This window comes from Neobacillus sp. (assembly GCF_031988165.1).
Lineage (GTDB): Bacteria > Bacillota > Bacilli > Bacillales > Cytobacillaceae > Neobacillus > Neobacillus rhizosphaerae.
The window spans coordinates 19,937-38,004 of record NZ_DALZYO010000036.1 but is presented as its reverse complement, the minus strand read 5'-3'; the positions used below and the strand labels follow the sequence as shown (position 1 = coordinate 38,004).

Below are 18,068 nucleotides of genomic sequence, written 5' to 3'. Positions count from 1 at the left end.
TTAATGAGAATGGACACTAGTCTCTTCCATCCAATATGCCTCCCTAATATTAATCTGCTTACGAATTTTACGGATAACATCAATCGTGATTTCTCCTTCTTCGTACAAATTCTGGACTTCATCCCGTTCTGCTTGGAATGCTTTACTACGAAGCTCCCGTTGCATTTGTGTGTAATGAATAGGATCAGCGCCTTTTTTCGCTAGCTTAAACTTCATGACCATCTCATTGTATTCCCCAATTAATAATAAATATATATCTTCATTTTCAGGAGTCATATGATCGTTCAAATACCGAATCGCGGCTTTGGCCATGCTGACTTTTAGTTGAATGATTTTTTTCGTTTTTAGTTTGTGATGCTTATGCCAATCCTGGTTTTTCGGCACGAACAGGTGCAATAGCTTGTATACACTTCTTTTAAGGATGGTCCAAAAGAACAATCTTCGATACTGTAGACGATTTGTTACGGCGAGCCTCATCCGATGAATATGTTCTTCCATCAAATAAGTGGTTTCCCGATCAACTTGTCCTTCTTTTTTCAATCTTTCAATGTAGTGGGCTTCCTCATCTAAGGCCTTCATGCGAATGCCAGTTTCCGCTATTTTTTGGCGTTCAGAGTGTTCCTCACTTACATTCTTAAGGCGATTGCGAATTTGATTGTAAGTCGCGATGACCGATACTGCAGCTCCACGGTTGTCGTCATTCATCAATTCGCGGATCGAGCTGATGGCAGCATCAATCGTCCGAATTGTAGCAATCCTTACCATTTCCTCTCTCAATTCTTCCGTGTTCCCTTTTTCCGACCTTGCAAGTATCGGCAAGAAGATGCTCGCAACAAGTAGTGTGACCAAGATAACCCCAGCCGCAATAAAGATGATTAACGAGCGTTCGGGAAAGGGACTTCCATCTGCTAGAACATATGGAATGGTAAAGGCACCGGCCAGTGTGACAGCCCCTCGTACACCGGAAATGGTCGTAATGCCGATAGATCTCATCGAAGGCTTTTGGAATTGCTGCTTTTTAAGTTTCCATCCGCCCCACCATGATGCACAAATCCATAAGAAACGAAAAAGTATAAGGGCAGCTGTAATGATGACAATATATTTGCTCACTTCAAAATTGTTAAATAACGGGTTTTTAAAAATTTCATTCGTTACACTTGGGATTTGCAAGCCTAACAGCACAAACACCAAACCGTTCAAAATATAAATAAGTACTTTCCAGGTACTTTGAGATACCACTTGTAGCTGCATTGCAGGTGATTGGTCACGATCCCGATAAATAGCATGGACAATACCAGCTGCTACAACTGATAAAATTCCTGAGAGATGAAAATGTTCAACTATGTAAAAAATGACGAAAGGAGTGAGGAGCTGGATGAGCATGTGAATGGTTACATCCTCCATACCTAGCCGTCGAATGAAAATTTTCAACCGAATAATAAGATAAGCAAGAATGGCTCCTCCTGCCAAACCGCCAATCGAAATGACTAAAAAGCTCCAGCTTGCTTCTGCCAATGAAAAAACACCGGTCACTGTTGCTGCTACGGCAAATTTAAAGGCAACTAGACCAGAAGCATCATTCATTAGTCCTTCCCCTTCAAGAATGTGCATAATCGTTTTTGGTATCTTCACCCTACTTGAAATAGCGCCCACGGCTACAACATCTGTAGGAGAAAGAATGGCTGCCAACGCAAAAGATGCAGGCAATGGAATCGACGGGATAAGCCAATGAATTAAGTATCCAATAGCGAATACGGTAACAAATACAAGACCGAGAGCAAGAAATAAAATCGGTTTTCGTAATTTCCATAAGGCCTGCCGTGAAACATTTTTTCCATCATGAAAAAGTAAAGGGGCAATAAATAGAACGAAAAACAATTCAGGCTCCATTGGAATGTGTATTCCTAGTGGTAGTGACGCAAGCAAAACTCCTAAGGCAATTTGAATAAGCGGCACCGGTATGAATGGCATAAAATGATTGACGAAATTAGACAGCCCGATGAGGGCCAGTAATAAAAGTATGATTAGAAATAATTCCATAGCATGTCTCCTCTTTTATATGTAGTGTGAAATAACCATGTGAGTTGGGAAGTAAAGGATTCCTGTTTCCGTTTTCTTCATTACATTAAGATTCACCATATTGAACAAAGTAATGAGTCCCGTTTTTTGAAACAAAAGAATTTTTTTGTAATAAAAGAAATTTTAACATAAGAACAGCAAGGAATAAAAAAGTTAGAAATTAAGACATCGTGCCTGACCCAAATCATTAACGCATTAACACATGGGGTTTAGGCACCAATTTTCTCATATATTGTAAAAAATAATTGATGTAGGAACAATAATAGTGTATCATACATAGTATAAGATATAGTGTATGATGCATAGTATAAAACAAATGAGGTGAATAGATGAGTTCTTTATTGAATTCTTTGACGACGGAGTTAAGAAGGGGGACATTGACATTAGCTGTGTTAAGTCAGCTTAGAACTCCTCAATATGGATATTCACTTGTCCAGTTATTGGAGAAGAGTGGTATCACGATTGAACAGAGTACGTTATATCCATTGCTTCGTCGTTTAGAAAAACAAGAGTTAGTGACGAGTAGTTGGGATACATCTGAAAGCAGGCCGCGAAGATATTATGTATTAAGCGAATTCGGCACAGTGATTTTTCAACAATTAAAGAATGAGTGGGAAAAGACGTCCCAGGAACTTTACACTCTATTGAAAGGAGAGGGAGAAGATGAAGTTGATTGAGCTTTATATACAGGAGGTAACGAGAAGGCTGCCAGAAAAAAACAGGGAGGACATTGCTCTTGAGCTAAAGTCAACCATTGAGGATATGCTGCCAGATGATTACTCGGAGCAGGACGTTAAGTCGATCCTTGAACAACTTGGTAACCCCGCGATCCTTGCAAGTGGGTATCGAGATCGACCGATGCATCTAATTGGCCCCCGTTACTTTGATCTCTATATCCAGCTGTTAAAAATGATTATACCAATAGCTGCAGCGATTTCACTGTTTTCATTGGCGGCTAATAATATTTTGTCTTATGGTGGAGAGGGAGCAGTGCTAAATCTTATTCTACATGTTCTTGGTGAGGGTATTTGGGGCATTCTAAGTACGGGTATACAAGTGTTTTTTTGGCTAACCTTGGTATTTGCCATTCTCGAACGCACGGATCATGCAAAAGCTCCAATTCCATTAACACAAAGCTGTAAAGAATGGTCACCAGATGACTTGAAGAATATACCCTATATCCCCAAGGAAAAGGTGATTTCCAAGGTCGAAGTGTTTGGTAGCTTACTTTGGACGGCGATCTGGGCAACCGGTTATTTTTACGCTGCTAATCTACTTGGTGTGTATGAAAAAGGGAGAGAAGGCCTTGAACTTGTAGCACCTACATTCAATCAGGAAGTTTTACATTCCTATTGGCCCTTAGTGGTGATGGTGATCGGCCTGGAGGTTGCAACCGCCATCTACAAATGGATAACAGCTCAATGGACAAAAAAAGTAGCTAGTCTAAATATGATTCTCCAGTTGATATCTTCAATTGTATTTATTGTTATTTTCAGTAATCCCCATTTATTCAACATAGCATTCGTCCAGTATCTAAATGATTTATTCAGTTTCAGCTATAATCCAAAAAACTCAATTTATTGGGGAGCAATGATCATATTCGTTATATTTGCAGCCATCGACTCCTACAAAGGCTTTCGAAAAGCTAATATTCGTAAAGGACCTGCGAAATCACAGTCCATTTAAAGTGACTGGGATAGGTATGACTCACACAAAAAAGGGGGATAATCATTATTCCCCCTTTTTCTTACTATTTATAATGGTTTCTTACCTTAATGTTTTTAAGGCACCGCTCCAAGCGATTACTTCGTCAAGCATGGCATTAACATTAGTTAGATGCAATTCAGCTGGTTTGAAGACACTTGCATTTTCAAAGTCTGTAAATAGTGACAAGGTGGGATGTACACGAACGTCAGCAACTTTTAATTCTCCCAAGATTCCACGTAAATGTTCAGCAGCACGAGCGCCACCTGTTGAACCATAGCTGACAATTCCAGCAGCCTTGTTGTTCCATGCTTCACGTGCTGAATCAAGAGCATTTTTTAATGCCCCAGTGATGCTGTGATTGTATTCTTGAACAATGAATACGAATCCATCTAAGCTAGCTAGTTTTTCATTCCAAGCTTGTAGTCCTGGTTCTGCACCAGTACCTTCTCCTAAAAATGGCAATTTGAAATCAGCAATATCCACGATTTCATAATTGGCATCTCCGCGTTGGTTGGCAATTCCTTTTACCCATTCTCCTACTTGTGGACTTACACGGCCTTGACGTGTGCTTCCTAAGATAATTCCTATTGTTAATTTTTCCTTTGTCATTGTCTCGTCCTCCTTCGTTGAACTGCTAAATAGATTGTTGAAAAAGCCCATATTATTACCACCTCTATGATGTAAATTCTATTCAATTTATTTATCTCGAATTAAAATATTATTAATTCAAGATAAATAATAATATACTGGATTTATTTTGTCAAGGATAATGAATGATGTTGAAAGTTCATATTCAATTCATATATTCTTTGTATAATCTTGGATGTAATATGGAAAGTGAACATGATGCAACGAAATAACTTTTACAAACTCACTCCTTGTATCGTGAATTTGCAGAGCAACAATTACGGATGAAAGAAATGGTTTGAAAGGGATGAGGACCAATGGCGAAATTATTAATTGTCGATGATGATGTCAATATTCGAGAACTTGTTCTCCTATTTCTAAAAAAGGAGGGATTCGAACTTTATGAGGCGTCAGATGGAATGTTGGCATTAAGGTTAATGGAAAAAGTGAAGATGGACCTTGTCAGCATCGATGTCATGATGCCGAACATGGATGGTTGGGAGTTATGCCGCGAGCTTCGAGAATTCAGTGATATCCCCATATTAATGTTAACCGCCAAAGGAGAAACAGCACAAAAGGTAAAGGGATTTGAACTTGGAGCTGACGATTATCTGGTCAAACCATTTGACCCGATTGAATTAGTGGCAAGGGTCAAAGCTTTGCTGAAAAGGTATAACATTACAGCCTCACAAACCATTGAGATGGGGGAATTTAAGTTAAATCGCAAAACACATGAAATTTCTTTTAAAGGCCGGGAAATCACGATTCCGTTGAAAGAATTCGAGCTGTTGTTCAAATTGGCCAGTTATCCGGGAAAAACATTTTCTAGAGAACAGCTAATTGACGATATATGGGGCTATGATTATGAAGGGGATGAACGCACGGTGGATGTTCACATAAAAAGGCTGAGAGAGCGATTTCCGGAATCAGAGTTCCCTTTCCGTATTCAAACAATATGGGGACTAGGTTACCGTCTTGAGGTGAAACCATGAAAAGAAGAAAGTTTTTTCGACATATATTTGGTTTTTTCATCTTTTTAATGATGATTACTGTTAGTTTTTCAGCAGCTTACTTTCTTGTGTCCCATATTTTTTACTTGTTTCGTTTTCATCCATCAGATTATCTTCAGCATTTAATTACGACCATTCTTGGCTTTTTTATCTTTGGTGGTGTTGGGTTTTGTATTTCTTTACTCATCCGTTCCAAGCAGCGTAATCTTTTTCAAGAAGTCATTGATGCACTAAGAAGAATTGCGAGTGGAGACTTTAATGTGCAGTTGGAAACGCTGAAAAAAGATGATCACTTTACAACACTTATTGATCATTTCAATCATATGGCAAAACAATTAAAGGAAATGGAAGACATGCGCCAAGAGTTTATTTCAAATGTATCACATGAAATCCAGTCACCACTAACATCCATCAGCGGATTCGCACGTGCTCTGCAAAATGATCATCTTAGTCAGGAGGAGAGAACCCACTTTCTCAATATCATTGAAACAGAAAGTAAGAGGTTGTCAAAATTAAGTGATAACCTCCTGAAATTAACCTCACTTGAATCAAGCAATCATCCTTTTGAACAAAAAAGCTATCGTCTAGACAAGCAAATAAGAAATATTATTTTAGCCTGTGAAGTGCAATGGGTAGACAAGGGAATTGAAATGGATGTTTCGCTAGAGAAGGTAGTGTTGGTTGGAGATGAAGATTTAATGAGTCAAGTGTGGACAAATATGATTCATAATAGTATTAAATTTACTCCCAACCAAGGGAGGATTGGAATTCATCTTCAGCAGGTCGAGAACAAAGCCATCATAAAAATCTCTGATACGGGAATTGGTATTTCAAAAAATGACCAAATACATGTATTTGAACGCTTCTATAAAGCAGATAAGGCTAGAGAACGTTCAAAAGGCGGCAGTGGTTTAGGGCTCTCTATCGTGAAAAAAATCATTGATATGCACGATGGGGCCATTTTTGTTGAAAGCAAAGAAGGGGAAGGCACCTCTTTTACGATATCAATCCCGCTATGAATCTCTCAAATAAAGAATAAACAAAAGCATAAACTCCCAGTTAACGTACCAAGGATTCCGCCAGCAATGACATCCGAAGGATAGTGAAGACCTAAGTAAATTCTAGATAGTCCTACACAAAGTCCTAGTGGGATTAGCACATAAGCAAGTTGTGGCAAGAATAAAATATATGGAGTCACGACGGAAAATATCGCAGTTGTATGCCCTGAAGGGAATGAATGATCTTTTATGGGATTCTCATGAGTTCTTGTTTTTTCTATCTTCATATAAGGCCTTTTTCGGGGAAACAGTCGCTTAACAAAATGGACCGGTATATGACTTGCTGCCAAAGCGAGTGCGCTGGCGATAGCAGTCAATCTGACTTCACCTGTCGATACGAAAATGAGGATAAAAGTAGCAGCGATGGTAATATCTGCTCCACCTAAGTGTGTGATTGAGCGGAAAAAAAGATTTAAAAGCTTACTATCAAAATGGCGATTTACCTTCTGAAATAAACGACATTCGAAGCCGTAAAAAACATGCAGCATCCTGATCATTCTCAGCTCTCCTTTACTAATGAATTATTTTCAACTCATCGTTCCATCTATCTACTGATTCCACTTATCCTGCACAGCAACGGTAATGTTCATCCATTTCCTACAATAGGTAGGTTACTACTATTGTAATAGAAAAATAAGGAGCCTTTCTTAACCTAGTGTAAAAAGAGTGTAAAGAGTTCATTAAAGTTCAGAAAATGGTCCCAGAAATCATCATTCACCCTATTTCATCTATTTATGGTTTTTAATTACCTTTACGGTAGATGGAAAGGACTAAAGGGAACACTAGGACAATGCTTGCAAGTATAATGACCCCTATCGCTCCCCTGTAATTTCGTTGACGCCAAAGCTGCGGTGCAAGACTTCCGACATAAACACTTGCCCAAATGGAAACAAAGGCTATGAGCACCCACTTTGCTATTTGTTCAATCATGTATTTTATTCCCTCCAATGGCAGGCCCTACCTGATCACCATGCCCGCGCATTTTAAATGTAATCTCTAATTTATACTCTACATCCTTTACATGATCCTCCCACTTATATGCATCCCATTCCTTTAATGTGGAAAATGTGGATTTAACCCGGTTGTTAATATGAAAACAATCGACTTTCCATTTGTGTAGTGTTTTGTCAAGCACTTTTTTTGACTGTTCTTCTAATTGCTTTTGGACCGCTTGTTCGAGTTTTTTCCTGTTTTTCGGTTTCGTAAAATCTACTTGGGATTGAACACTGATCAAATCTCCTTCCATGGCCACACGAAATGCGACGAGGACTTTATCTTTCTTTCGTTTTATTTTCATTTCAGACTTCGTTTGTGCTTTCATATCAATGGTTAGATTTAATTTATTGTTGGATGGATCCGGAATATCCCAAGTTGTTCTTGTATATTCACCACGGAGCATATTAAGAATGCGAGATTCTGCCCCCGTGAGAAAACCTCTCAGTTTATCACTTTTATAAACAGCAGACCCAAAAAATTCGACAGGAGTATCTCCAGTTCTACGTATTTTCCCGGCATTTTGGTTTGCAATAGGTGACTGCTTTGCCTCGGAATTTTCGTCTCCAGAAGGAAAGCTTGCAGTGCCTTTACGAATATCTGGTCGTGGGGCAGTTTGAATGGAAATGGCACCTGTTCCTGGCTTTTCCATGTCGATAATAAAATTGTGAAAGCGGGATTCTCGCGGTAGAACAGCACCCATATTATTAGGATCCAGTTCCAATTCAAACCATAAGCTAATATCGGTTTCAGTTGTCGGTATTATGTTATGAATATAAGTTTCTGCTTTCCCACGTGTTGTCATTACATAAAAGGAACGCCTGAATTCTCGACTGCGTACCACCTCCCCGAGTACAGGCATCACACCCTTTCGTGCTAGATCTTCTCCCAATATAAAGACTTTGGAGTGGGTGAGGGTAAGCCGACGAGCAATAAAACTTTGACTAGCCAGTAGGGCAGAAATGATATTCGATCCTTCAACGGTATGTGTAACTATTGTTTTATGGCCTATCCCCCCTGAGCTTGGCCCACTCACACCAAGAGGTTTCGGCACAGCAATGGCAAAGGTGAACAAGTAATCATTTTTAGGACCTGGATCAACGCCCACTGCAACAATGAAAGCCATATTCTCTGGATCCAATCGATCCCAGCACCCGGACAAAAATGGAATACACAAAAGGAGAGCCAGAAATATTTTTAAAGTCTGTTGGATCCTTTTCACATTTGGAGCCTCCATTTTTTTCGTAAAATCGCCACAAACCACGTTAGCATGGGGAGTAAAATAGAAAAGATTGATCCGTACATTCGTAAAGTTCCTGAATCCCAAGAAACCGCTGTCATCTCAGTGGTAGGCAGAATGGCCAAATTGTAAACGATGATAGTCAATGGGAAGATAAGAAGCTGATCCTTGGGTAAACGTAGCATTTGTGACAGTGTCGCTGCACTGCAATATAAACCAACAGAAAGCTTAATTACGGTGCAGAGTAACCAAACGACCAAAAAAAGGCTCTCAACTCTCTGAATCCATCGACCGGCAATGATAATTCTACTGATCTCTAACAACGGGAAATTTATTCGGGTTGCAGTAGGATATGGAAACACGTACATGTAGGTAATGATCGTGCTTAATAAAATGACAGAGCTGATTGCTAAACACCACCAAACAGCTTGTCCCCATTCTTGTGCTTTACGCATTCTTGGCAGGATGAACCCGAAAACTAGCAGCTCAGAAAACAAAGAGCTTTTCACGATTCCCATTGTAATAACTCGAGATTTTCCGGTTCCCCAAATAGGCATTAACGCTTTGGGATCCGAATAGGTCATTAGCCCGCCAACGAGTAAGACCACCACACTTGTAATGATTATACCGATTGTTAACCAAGAAATGCGCCCCAGAACTTCAATTCCTGAGCGAGCAATAATGGCAACGGGGACAAGAAGTGAAATCAAAATGATGCTAAGCGGCGTTCTGGGGAGGATATCCGTCACGATCATATCTGAAAATTCACGAAGCACGATAAACGTAATCATGAAGAAAAAGCAGAAATAAGACAAATTGATCAAGCTGCCCAGAAATGGGCCCATTATCTCTTCCGTCGCAGTAATTAGAGATGAACCCGGCTTTGCAGAATTTATTACACCTCGAATGCCCCACCATGACAACGGGCAAAGTAGGATCGCAATGAGAACAATCATCCAAGCCGCTGTACCACCCAATTCAGCCATCGACCGAGGAAAGGGAAGAAATATTTTCGTTATAACAAAAATAATGCCCACAGATGCCGCCTCACGAACTCCTATGTGATGCCTTCTCACTTCTAGACCTCCCCTTTATTGTTAGATGTGTTTGGTCTCCATTCTTTCTAGTTGGGCATTTTTCGTTCCCTTTTTGGACGAATCGATAATGACCGATATTTCTGCAACTTCATACCAGCTCTTATGAGCGTGTCGTTGCTTCGTAGATGTGGTGTAATTGGAGAAAGAACCGGAACTCCAAAAGAGTTACTTGCTACCCGATTGGATAAGAGAATGAGCCACACCAATACAATCCCGACTAACCCAAAAAATGAAGCAGCAAACAAATAAACAAAACGAAGGATACGTGTAGCAAACTGCAAATTGTAGTTCGGAATCGTATATGATGATAAAGCGGTGGTAGCCGTGATAATAACTACGATGGGGCTTACAATATTTGCTTGAACAGCCGCTTGCCCGAGAATCAATGCTCCCACGATACCAATAGTTGGACCAATAACGCCCGGTATCCGTACACCAGCTTCACGAATCAGTTCAAACATACATTCAAGCAGGACGGTCTCTGCCGCAACTGGTAGCGGAACGGTTTCACGGGTACCTGCAATAGCGAGAATAAGCGTAGTCGGAATCATTTCCATATGATAATTAGCGATGGCAACATAAAAGGCGGGCAAATACAACGACATAAAGTATCCTACTTGCCGGACAATCCGAATAAAGGTTCCATATGGCCATCGAAGATTCGCATCCTCTGCTGTTTGTAAAAAAAGGGGGAAATGGGCTGGAACAATCAAACCGAATGGTGAATTATTGACCAAAATCCCAACGTAGCCTTCTGCAATTTGGGCTGAAAGCCGATCAGGGCGTTCCGTACTTAACACACTAGGAAAAAAAGAGTTTGGATGATCTTCAATAAATTGTTCGACCATCCCACTATCGCCAATATAATCATAGTCGATAGCGGCAATTCTTCCACGAACCTCTCCGACAAGATCGTCATTAGCTATCGATTTTATATAGACTATTGCAATATCTGTTTGCGAAATCGATCCGACTTGCCCTAATTCGACAATGAGTTCAGGAGTTCGAAGCCTTCTTCTAATCATAGACAGATTTGTTTGAATATCTTCTGTGAAGCCTTCTTGTGAACCACGAACCACCATTTCTGTTTTGGGATTATCAATTGCCTTTTTCTCCCATCCTTGGACCCCTGCTATGACTGCAATATTCAATCCATCGACTAGAACGACGGCTCTGCCAATCAGGATATCATTGACGATCAATCCGAGCTTTTCATGTTTGGAGATCTCACCTTCTGTTAAAATATGCTCCATTAAAAATTCCTCATTCAACACTGCGTCAATGGGTATGTACATACCCATTAATGGAGTAATCACAGTTCGATTTAAGGGCTCCCAATTTACTAGCCCATCCATATAAATGATAGCTGCTTGTAAATCTGATTGGCCAATCGCCATTCTGCGTACAACAAGTCCATGATTTTGAGGATACGAAAAGTGCTTCTTAATCCAGTCAATATTTTGATCGAGGTTGAAAGATAGAATTCCATAGTCCATGGTTTTGGTTTCAATCTGTGGCATTCCTTCAGTGAACCTTTGGGGTTCCTCGTTCGTTTCATTATCCATATTTTCTGCCCAATTACCTAAGGAGAAAGAATCCTGCATCACTGTCAAATCTGCCACGAAGTATTTCTTAAGTTTTTTCCAGATGCTCATATGACAATTCTCCTATATATGAAATATCATTTATCGGTTATACAAAAAATACGTTTCATACAATAATAGTATTTGCAGAGAAATTACTTTTATTCCCATTGGAAAATGGAATTTTTTTAATAACTAGAGCTGGTAGAATATCATGAAATAGGGGGTGGAAATAAAAGGAGTTAGAGGATGGTTTTTAAAGTTCGAGATTAAAAACAAAACAGAGAGACTTCATAAAGGATTTAGGTAAAAAGGTAGTGGTAGCACCAATTTCTGAGGGTAATTGGTCTATCAATGAGATCCTTTCGTACATTATGAACTAAGCGAACAGTGACAGGCACTGTTCGCTTTCATTCGGGTTTTCTTCGTTAGTTTTCTTTAATAATCTGTTACAGTGAGATTTCTATCCAAAAAGGATTCAATTAATTCACTAACTTGAAAAGAAACCTGTGGGGAATCAAAATTTTCAAATGCGTGTTCACAGCTGTTTTTATAGCTTAAGATCTCATCATAATGGGTCATATGGCGTTGGATTACTTCTTCATTATCTTGGCGCTCCTGTTGTCTTTGGATAACCGTATCACGATCGGCATAAATAAAAATTCTTACGACACCATCACCATACATTTTTTTTAACTTTTCAGTACCTTCGGGATTTAACGTCAAATAGACGAAATCATGGTTTTGAAATGCTTCAACGATATCTTGTTCACGAATTCCATAATGAATTCCATCGATTTCAACACTTTCTAGAAATGCCTGTTGTGCTTGCATGTGTTTGAAGGTTTCTTCATTAACAAAGTGGTAGTCTTCACCATTTTTTTCATAGTGGCGGGGGGAACGGGTAGTGTAAGAGAGAACAGTTTCCATATCAAAAGCGGTAGCAACCATTTTTGCAATGGTTTTTCTTCCAGAGCCATCAGGACCTGTGTAAACAAAAATCTTTTCTTTTCCTTTGATTTGATACATATAGAGCCTCCTTTTGGTTTTGATAAAGAATAATCCTTTTATCGTGGGGACTGTTATTGGAAAATGATGAAGGGTTACTATTATTATATCAAAACGACAATATAATAGAAATATATGGTTTTTCAGGGGGGGGGGTGTCATGTTTTTGTTTGCATCTTTCCCATAGAGCAGGATCCTTTTTCTAAACACCAGATGATATTCACACTCCCTTTGATTGAAGCAGTAATTTGCTTTCTTTTTCCCAATCATATTTAATAAAAGCGTATTGCAAAAATGAATATAGAATGAGGTTATGCATTTGAAAGCACTTGTGTTCAATACATTCGGAGGACCGGAAGTACTGGAGTATACGGAAATCGCAACTCCTGTTATCGGTCCAAGTGAAATACTAGTTAGAATGAAAGCAATTGGCTTGAACTTTGCTGATATTTATAGAAGAAAAGGAAACTATCATCTGGCGGGAAATCCCCCATATATTTTAGGGTACGAAGGGGCAGGAATTGTAGAAAAGACGGGAGTCAACATCCAAGGTATCAATGTTGGCGACCGGATTGCATTTGCTGATGTACCGTATGCAAATGCTGAGCTAGTTGCTGTTCCATTTGAAAAAGCAATACCTATCCCGGAACCCATATCATTTGCTGATGCTGCGTCGGTATTGCTGCAAGGGTTGACCGCACATTATTTAACCAGGGATAGTTATGCAGTGAAAATGAATGATGTAGTTCTTGTTCATGCGGCGGCTGGTGGTGTTGGGCAGCTCCTCGTACAAATGGTAAATTTGCTCGGCGGCAAGGCGATTGGCTTAACTTCTTCCATGGAAAAAGCTGCCGCAGCGAAAAGAGCAGGAGCAGCTAACGTTTTCTTGTACACGGATGATTGGAAGAGACAAGTGCTCGAGGAGACGAACGGTAGAGGTGCTGATGTGGTTTATGAATCAGTAGGCTCCACACTTCAAGACAGCTTCGCGGCCACACGTGTCGGTGGAACGGTTGTATTTTACGGGATGGCAGGGGGAGACCCAGCTCCTGTTGACCCAAGAATGTTAATGGATACGTCAAAAACCCTGACTGGAGGAGATCTATGGAATGTGCTTACTTCCCGCGAGGAACGAGTAGCACGCTCAAATGAGCTGTTCCGATGGATGGAAGAGGGAAAAGTAAAGGTATCTGAGCAGGCGAAATTTGCGCTACACGATGGCCAAAAAGCACACCAATATCTCGAAAGCCGCAAGAGCACAGGCAAAATTTTATTAATTCCTTAGAGAAAAGGAGAAGCTATGATCCAATTTCAAAATGATTACCTAACCGTGTTTCAGAGTGCACTATATCAGACTACATGTACTGTAGTAAATACAAAGGATTTCGTTCTCGTTGTCGACCCAAACTGGCTTCCACATGAAATAGAGGAAATAGAGCAGCATGTAGCCCGGATACAAGGGGAAAAGCAGCTGTATCTTCTGTTTACCCACGGAGATTTCGACCATATCATCGGCTATCATGCCTTCCCAGGTGCGAAGGTCATCGGAAGCAAGGGACTGCAGGAGCATACCAATAAAGTGGGAAAAGTTGAGATGATTCATCAGTTTTACAATGATTATTATATTCATTGTCCCTATTCGATTGCCTTTCCGGAAGTGGATATTGTTATAAAAGAAGACGGGCAGCAGCTTGTGCTTGGGGAAACAACGATTACCTTCTACCTATCGCCGGGACATACTCAGGATGGATTATTTACAATCATTGAACCGCTTGGGGTATGGATTGCTGGGGATTATCTATCCGATTTTGAGCTGCCGTTTGTCTACGACAGTGCCAAGGCATATTTGGATACACTTCGAAAAACAGAACGAATTCTCGATAGACATGCTGTTTCGGTATTAGTTCCAGGTCATGGGCAAACATCGACAAGTCAGGTGGAGATCAAGCGCAGAATTCAATTGTCGCAAGATTATCTTGAACGACTAATTGCTGCTGTTATAAAAGAAGATCCAGCGGCACTGACTGCATTGGAAAAGGAAATGCCGTTTCCATCAAAGTTTACAAACCATTGCCATGGGGAAAATATCGCTATCATTCGCCGGGAATACACCAAAAGGACGTGATCCAAGTCCAGATATCACAGATTTTCAAAAATGGAATCATGTTCCCTCCTCTTGCACGCATAAATAGCACTAACATTAGCCCAAATTTTGCAAAGTATGTGAAAGTGAAAGAGAAACTATAAGTTTCATAGATTGTCGAGAAATGGTATATTTCTCGGCAATTTTTTAATAATGGATTGGCCCTGCTAACTGGCCTGTTGCATGAAAAAATACTATAACAAATTAACGCGGTGGAAGGTTAAATTGACATAAAAAATAAAGGCTGTCGAAGGTTTTTCGACAGCCTGAGAAACTATAAGTTTCATAGAATTCTCCTTTTTTCAAATGTAATAACATTGTTTAGTCCCCTATAATAGATTTGAAAAAGAAAAAGGTTGGGAGTCTGCTATGAAAACAAAACTTTATTTATTCCTCGTTACAATTTTAACGGTTTCGATAATTTTTTTAACGTTTATAAGCAATGACGATAGGACTCCAGTAAAGATAGGCGTGGTTATGATTGGAGATGGCCGGCATGAAAAGCTCACTGGTCTGCAAAAAGGGATGCAGGAGCTAGGATATCATAAGGGCGATGTAAAGTATGTGGTAAAGAGTGCACATGATAATGAGGAGGTGCTCGATACCAAAATTAATGAATTGATTAAGGGGAAACCAGCGCTGATTGTCACTCTCGGAGGTATAGAAACATTAAAGCTCAAGGAAAAAATGGAGCAGCAACATATTAAAATTCCTGTTGTTTTTGCAGGAGTAGCTGCTCCGAAGGAAATGGGAATTATAAAGGATTATCGTTTACCAGGCGGGCTTTTTACTGGTATTAATAATTACCATACGAACTTATCAGGAAAAAGATTGGAGCTTTTTCATGATTTAGTGCCTTCCATTCAAAGATTTCATATTCTTTATGACGAAAATATTGAAGTAAGTAAGCTGAGCTTGGAGAATACGAAGCAGGCTTCTGAAAAGCTCTCTCTTAAAATACTACCGTGTAATGTGAGCGATCCTTCTTTTAAAAGCAAGCTAAAAGGGAGCTTGCAGAAAAATGATGCCTTATTAATCTTGCCTGGTTTTAGGATGGAAAGTCTGACAAAGGAGATGGCACAATTCTCTAGAGATAATAAAGTTCCGGCCATGGGGATTTATGAGCAGGAAGCGGGGGTTCTTGCTAGCTATGGTGCTAGCTTCTTCGATCAAGGCTATCAGGCTGCAAGGTTTGTCAGCTTAATCATTCAAGGTAATTCACCTGCGGAAATTCCAGTGGAACTTCCCGACAGATTCCGCTTTATTGTCAATCAGCACGTGAAAAATGAGCTGGGAATAGAACTTAATAAAAACCTCATACATATCCCTGATTTTATTATCTCTGAGGATGGGGAGGTGAACCCTTAATGTTTAATAAGATCATTCAATGGCTTCACGCTCAGCCAATGCGGATTAAGGTGCTGGTTTTTGGTCTCATTATGTCAACGTTGCCGCTTTTATTAATCAGCTCTTATTACTATTATCATGTGAAAATGGATCTTAAAGAAAGGATTCTTGATAAACAGGAATTAATGCTGGATAACTTATCAGGTGAAATTGAACTTGAATTCAATCAGATGTTTCAGCGGGTTCAAATGTTTGCGTCATTAACGGAACAGGAAAAAGAAAAAGGTGTTTTTTATGAACTGCTTCAACAAAATGAATCAATAGAGGAAGCTGTAATCACAAACGAGAAGGGGTACGTTGAAAAAAGGGTATCCCGTTATCGTTTAAACCTACCCGATGAAAATGAACAATGGTTTTCGGAAGATATGTGGTCTGCTTTTCAATTAAAGGAGCGCATATATGGGAAAGTAGAATTTAATCAGTTTGGCCAGCCGGTTATGAAGCTTGCCATACCCTATTTGGAAAATGGCAAAAGAAAAGCAGTCGGTGCTACAATTCAGCTGCAAAAGATTATTGGAAAGATTTCTTCTTTAAGACAAGATCATTTTTCCTACTTGTATTTATTGGACCGAAATGGGAAGGTGATTGCCCATCAGGACAACAGCAAACTCCATCAAAATAAGCTTGTGGATGATAACCACGATGTGCTGGGTGTAAGGACTGAAATAAAGGATTTAGGGTGGACAATGGTGATGGAGCAGTCAAAATCTACCGCGTATGCACCCATTAATGAAATGGTCCGAAACGGGCTAATGGTTGTGGCGATCGTCACGTTGATTGTCAGCATAATTAGCATTTATGCAGGCATTTATTTTACAGCTCCTATTGTCCTCCTTGATAAGGGGATGAAAAACTTGAAGGCGGGGTGTCAGGCTGCCCCAATTAAATTGAACAGAGATGATGAATTCGGCAAACTGTCACAATCGTTTAATGAAATGAGTAAAGAGCTTCAGGAAAAAACCCAGCGTCTGAAGCAGGAGAAAGAGCGGCTGAATGTTATCGTAAATGGCATTGGTGCCGGACTGGCACTCGTCACAAAGGATTATAAGGTGACGTGGATGAATCCGGTGCTCGAAAATTGGTTTAATAAGGATGAAGTCGAATTGCCGTGCTACACGCTTATTGGTGGAACAAGCCGGCCTTGTGAAAATTGCCCAATTACCTGTCCGGGCCTTACAGGCAGTGCTGATATGATCATGAGGATGAAAAATAAGCAAAATGTAGAAAGGCTCTTCAGGCACAGGGTGTTCCCACTTAATCATGCGATTGAAGGAGAAGGCGAATATCTGGTTATGATTGAAGATATTACCGAGCAAAAGGAAATGGAAGAAAAAATTATCCAAACAGATAAGCTTAGTGCACTCGGTTTAATGGCATCGGGCTTTGCTCATGAGGTGAATAATCCACTTGCAACGATCAATGTGTATGCAGAGGATTTAATCGATCGTCTGGAACAGAATGATAAAGATTTGGACAAAGTGGAAATGGCTTATTATTTAAGCAAAATAAAAGAAAATACAGAGCGCTGCAAAAGAATAACAGGAAATCTATTAAACTTTTCAAGGAAATCCAATTGGACATTATCGCAAATTAATATAAAAGAAACCATTCAAAGTAGCATTGGTCTTGTAGAACATTTATTAAAAAAGAAAGGAATTATTTTTTTAGCTTCCATAGAAGAAGAGCTGCCAATTCTTATTGGAGACAGCTTAAAGCTCATGCAGGTGCTTGTGAATCTTATTAATAATGCGATTGATGCTGTAGAAAACGAAGGGAAAATAAACATCTCAGCAAAAAAGGATAAGGATTCGGTTATGTTCAGTGTGAGCGATAATGGCTGCGGAATTCCTAAAAAGGCTTTACCAAGACTATTCGATCCTTTTTATACAACTAAGCCTGTCGGAAAAGGCACTGGCTTAGGACTATCTGTATGCTATGGGATTGTGGAGGAATTTGGCGGATCCATTCATTTGGAAAGCAATGAAGGATCCGGAACAACGGTACAAGTCAGCATACCGGCAGAAAAACGGGTTAGAGAGGAAACGCCATATAATCTTTCAGAGAAAGAATCCTAAGTGGGAGAATGAAAGGGACTAAGATAAGATCATCCCTGTCA

16 protein-coding genes are annotated in these 18,068 nt (G+C 39.8%); 8 read left to right on the top strand and 8 right to left on the bottom strand.

Annotated features, from left to right (window positions below; translation table 11 throughout):
* Nucleotides 1-2,040: a Na+/H+ antiporter gene (locus tag RTR43_RS19440; RefSeq protein WP_312474085.1), complete on the bottom strand. Its 2,040-nt coding sequence runs from the start codon at nucleotides 2,038-2,040 to the stop codon at nucleotides 1-3.
* Between the two features lie 368 nt (nucleotides 2,041-2,408).
* Between RTR43_RS19440 and RTR43_RS19435 the strand changes: the two genes are divergently transcribed.
* A complete protein-coding gene (locus RTR43_RS19435; protein ID WP_312474083.1) occupies nucleotides 2,409-2,756 on the top strand; it encodes a PadR family transcriptional regulator in 348 nt (115 codons plus the stop codon).
* Nucleotides 2,743-3,765, top strand: coding sequence for an HAAS signaling domain-containing protein (locus tag RTR43_RS19430; RefSeq protein WP_312474081.1), 1,023 nt, complete (start codon nucleotides 2,743-2,745; stop codon nucleotides 3,763-3,765). Before RTR43_RS19435 ends, RTR43_RS19430 begins: the two co-directional genes overlap by 14 nt.
* An 81-nt stretch (nucleotides 3,766-3,846) precedes the next feature.
* On the opposite strand, the gene RTR43_RS19425 is transcribed toward RTR43_RS19430, so the two are convergent.
* Nucleotides 3,847-4,446, bottom strand: coding sequence for an NADPH-dependent FMN reductase (locus RTR43_RS19425; protein WP_312474078.1), 600 nt, complete (start codon nucleotides 4,444-4,446; stop codon nucleotides 3,847-3,849).
* Nucleotides 4,447-4,730: 284 nt separating this feature from the next.
* On the opposite strand from RTR43_RS19425, the gene RTR43_RS19420 reads away from it, so the two are divergent.
* The gene (locus tag RTR43_RS19420) at nucleotides 4,731-5,405 is read left to right on the top strand and encodes a response regulator transcription factor (RefSeq protein WP_312474076.1); all 675 of its coding nucleotides are present in this window, start codon (nucleotides 4,731-4,733) and stop codon (nucleotides 5,403-5,405) included.
* The gene (locus tag RTR43_RS19415; RefSeq protein WP_312474074.1) at nucleotides 5,402-6,442 is read left to right on the top strand and encodes a sensor histidine kinase; all 1,041 of its coding nucleotides are present in this window, start codon (nucleotides 5,402-5,404) and stop codon (nucleotides 6,440-6,442) included. Before RTR43_RS19420 ends, RTR43_RS19415 begins: the two co-directional genes overlap by 4 nt.
* Before the next feature lie 5 nt (nucleotides 6,443-6,447).
* Here the strand turns inward: RTR43_RS19415 and RTR43_RS19410 are convergent, their stop codons facing one another.
* The 6 genes from RTR43_RS19410 to RTR43_RS19385 form a co-directional block, all read right to left on the bottom strand.
* On the bottom strand, nucleotides 6,448-6,978 hold the full coding sequence (locus tag RTR43_RS19410; protein ID WP_312474073.1) for a phosphatase PAP2 family protein: 531 nt from the start codon (nucleotides 6,976-6,978) through the stop codon (nucleotides 6,448-6,450).
* 244 nt (nucleotides 6,979-7,222) lie between these two features.
* Nucleotides 7,223-7,411: a hypothetical protein gene (locus tag RTR43_RS19405; RefSeq protein ID WP_312474071.1), complete on the bottom strand. Its 189-nt coding sequence runs from the start codon at nucleotides 7,409-7,411 to the stop codon at nucleotides 7,223-7,225.
* The gene (locus RTR43_RS19400; protein WP_312474069.1) at nucleotides 7,404-8,696 is read right to left on the bottom strand and encodes a Ger(x)C family spore germination protein; all 1,293 of its coding nucleotides are present in this window, start codon (nucleotides 8,694-8,696) and stop codon (nucleotides 7,404-7,406) included. The genes RTR43_RS19405 and RTR43_RS19400 overlap by 8 nt, the downstream gene beginning before the upstream one ends.
* Nucleotides 8,693-9,790, bottom strand: coding sequence for a GerAB/ArcD/ProY family transporter (locus tag RTR43_RS19395; protein ID WP_312474068.1), 1,098 nt, complete (start codon nucleotides 9,788-9,790; stop codon nucleotides 8,693-8,695). The genes RTR43_RS19400 and RTR43_RS19395 overlap by 4 nt, the downstream gene beginning before the upstream one ends.
* Before the next feature lie 47 nt (nucleotides 9,791-9,837).
* On the bottom strand, nucleotides 9,838-11,466 hold the full coding sequence (locus tag RTR43_RS19390; protein WP_312474066.1) for a spore germination protein: 1,629 nt from the start codon (nucleotides 11,464-11,466) through the stop codon (nucleotides 9,838-9,840).
* Nucleotides 11,467-11,832: 366 nt separating this feature from the next.
* A complete protein-coding gene (locus RTR43_RS19385; RefSeq protein WP_312474065.1) occupies nucleotides 11,833-12,423 on the bottom strand; it encodes a guanylate kinase in 591 nt (196 codons plus the stop codon).
* Between the two features lie 298 nt (nucleotides 12,424-12,721).
* Between RTR43_RS19385 and RTR43_RS19380 the strand changes: the two genes are divergently transcribed.
* The 4 genes from RTR43_RS19380 (at nucleotide 12,722) to RTR43_RS19365 (ending at nucleotide 18,027) form a co-directional block, all read left to right on the top strand.
* The gene (locus RTR43_RS19380; RefSeq protein WP_312474064.1) at nucleotides 12,722-13,687 is read left to right on the top strand and encodes a quinone oxidoreductase family protein; all 966 of its coding nucleotides are present in this window, start codon (nucleotides 12,722-12,724) and stop codon (nucleotides 13,685-13,687) included.
* Nucleotides 13,688-13,702: 15 nt separating this feature from the next.
* On the top strand, nucleotides 13,703-14,527 hold the full coding sequence (locus RTR43_RS19375; RefSeq protein ID WP_312474063.1) for an MBL fold metallo-hydrolase: 825 nt from the start codon (nucleotides 13,703-13,705) through the stop codon (nucleotides 14,525-14,527).
* A gap of 387 nt (nucleotides 14,528-14,914) precedes the next feature.
* Nucleotides 14,915-15,913 (top strand): ABC transporter substrate-binding protein, encoded by a 999-nt coding sequence (locus tag RTR43_RS19370; RefSeq protein WP_312474062.1) that lies wholly within the window; start codon nucleotides 14,915-14,917, stop codon nucleotides 15,911-15,913.
* Nucleotides 15,913-18,027 carry an ATP-binding protein gene (locus RTR43_RS19365; RefSeq protein ID WP_312474060.1) on the top strand — a complete coding sequence of 705 codons (2,115 nt, stop codon included), beginning with the start codon at nucleotides 15,913-15,915 and terminating at the stop codon, nucleotides 18,025-18,027. Before RTR43_RS19370 ends, RTR43_RS19365 begins: the two co-directional genes overlap by 1 nt.
* Nucleotides 18,028-18,068: the final 41 nt, after the last annotated feature.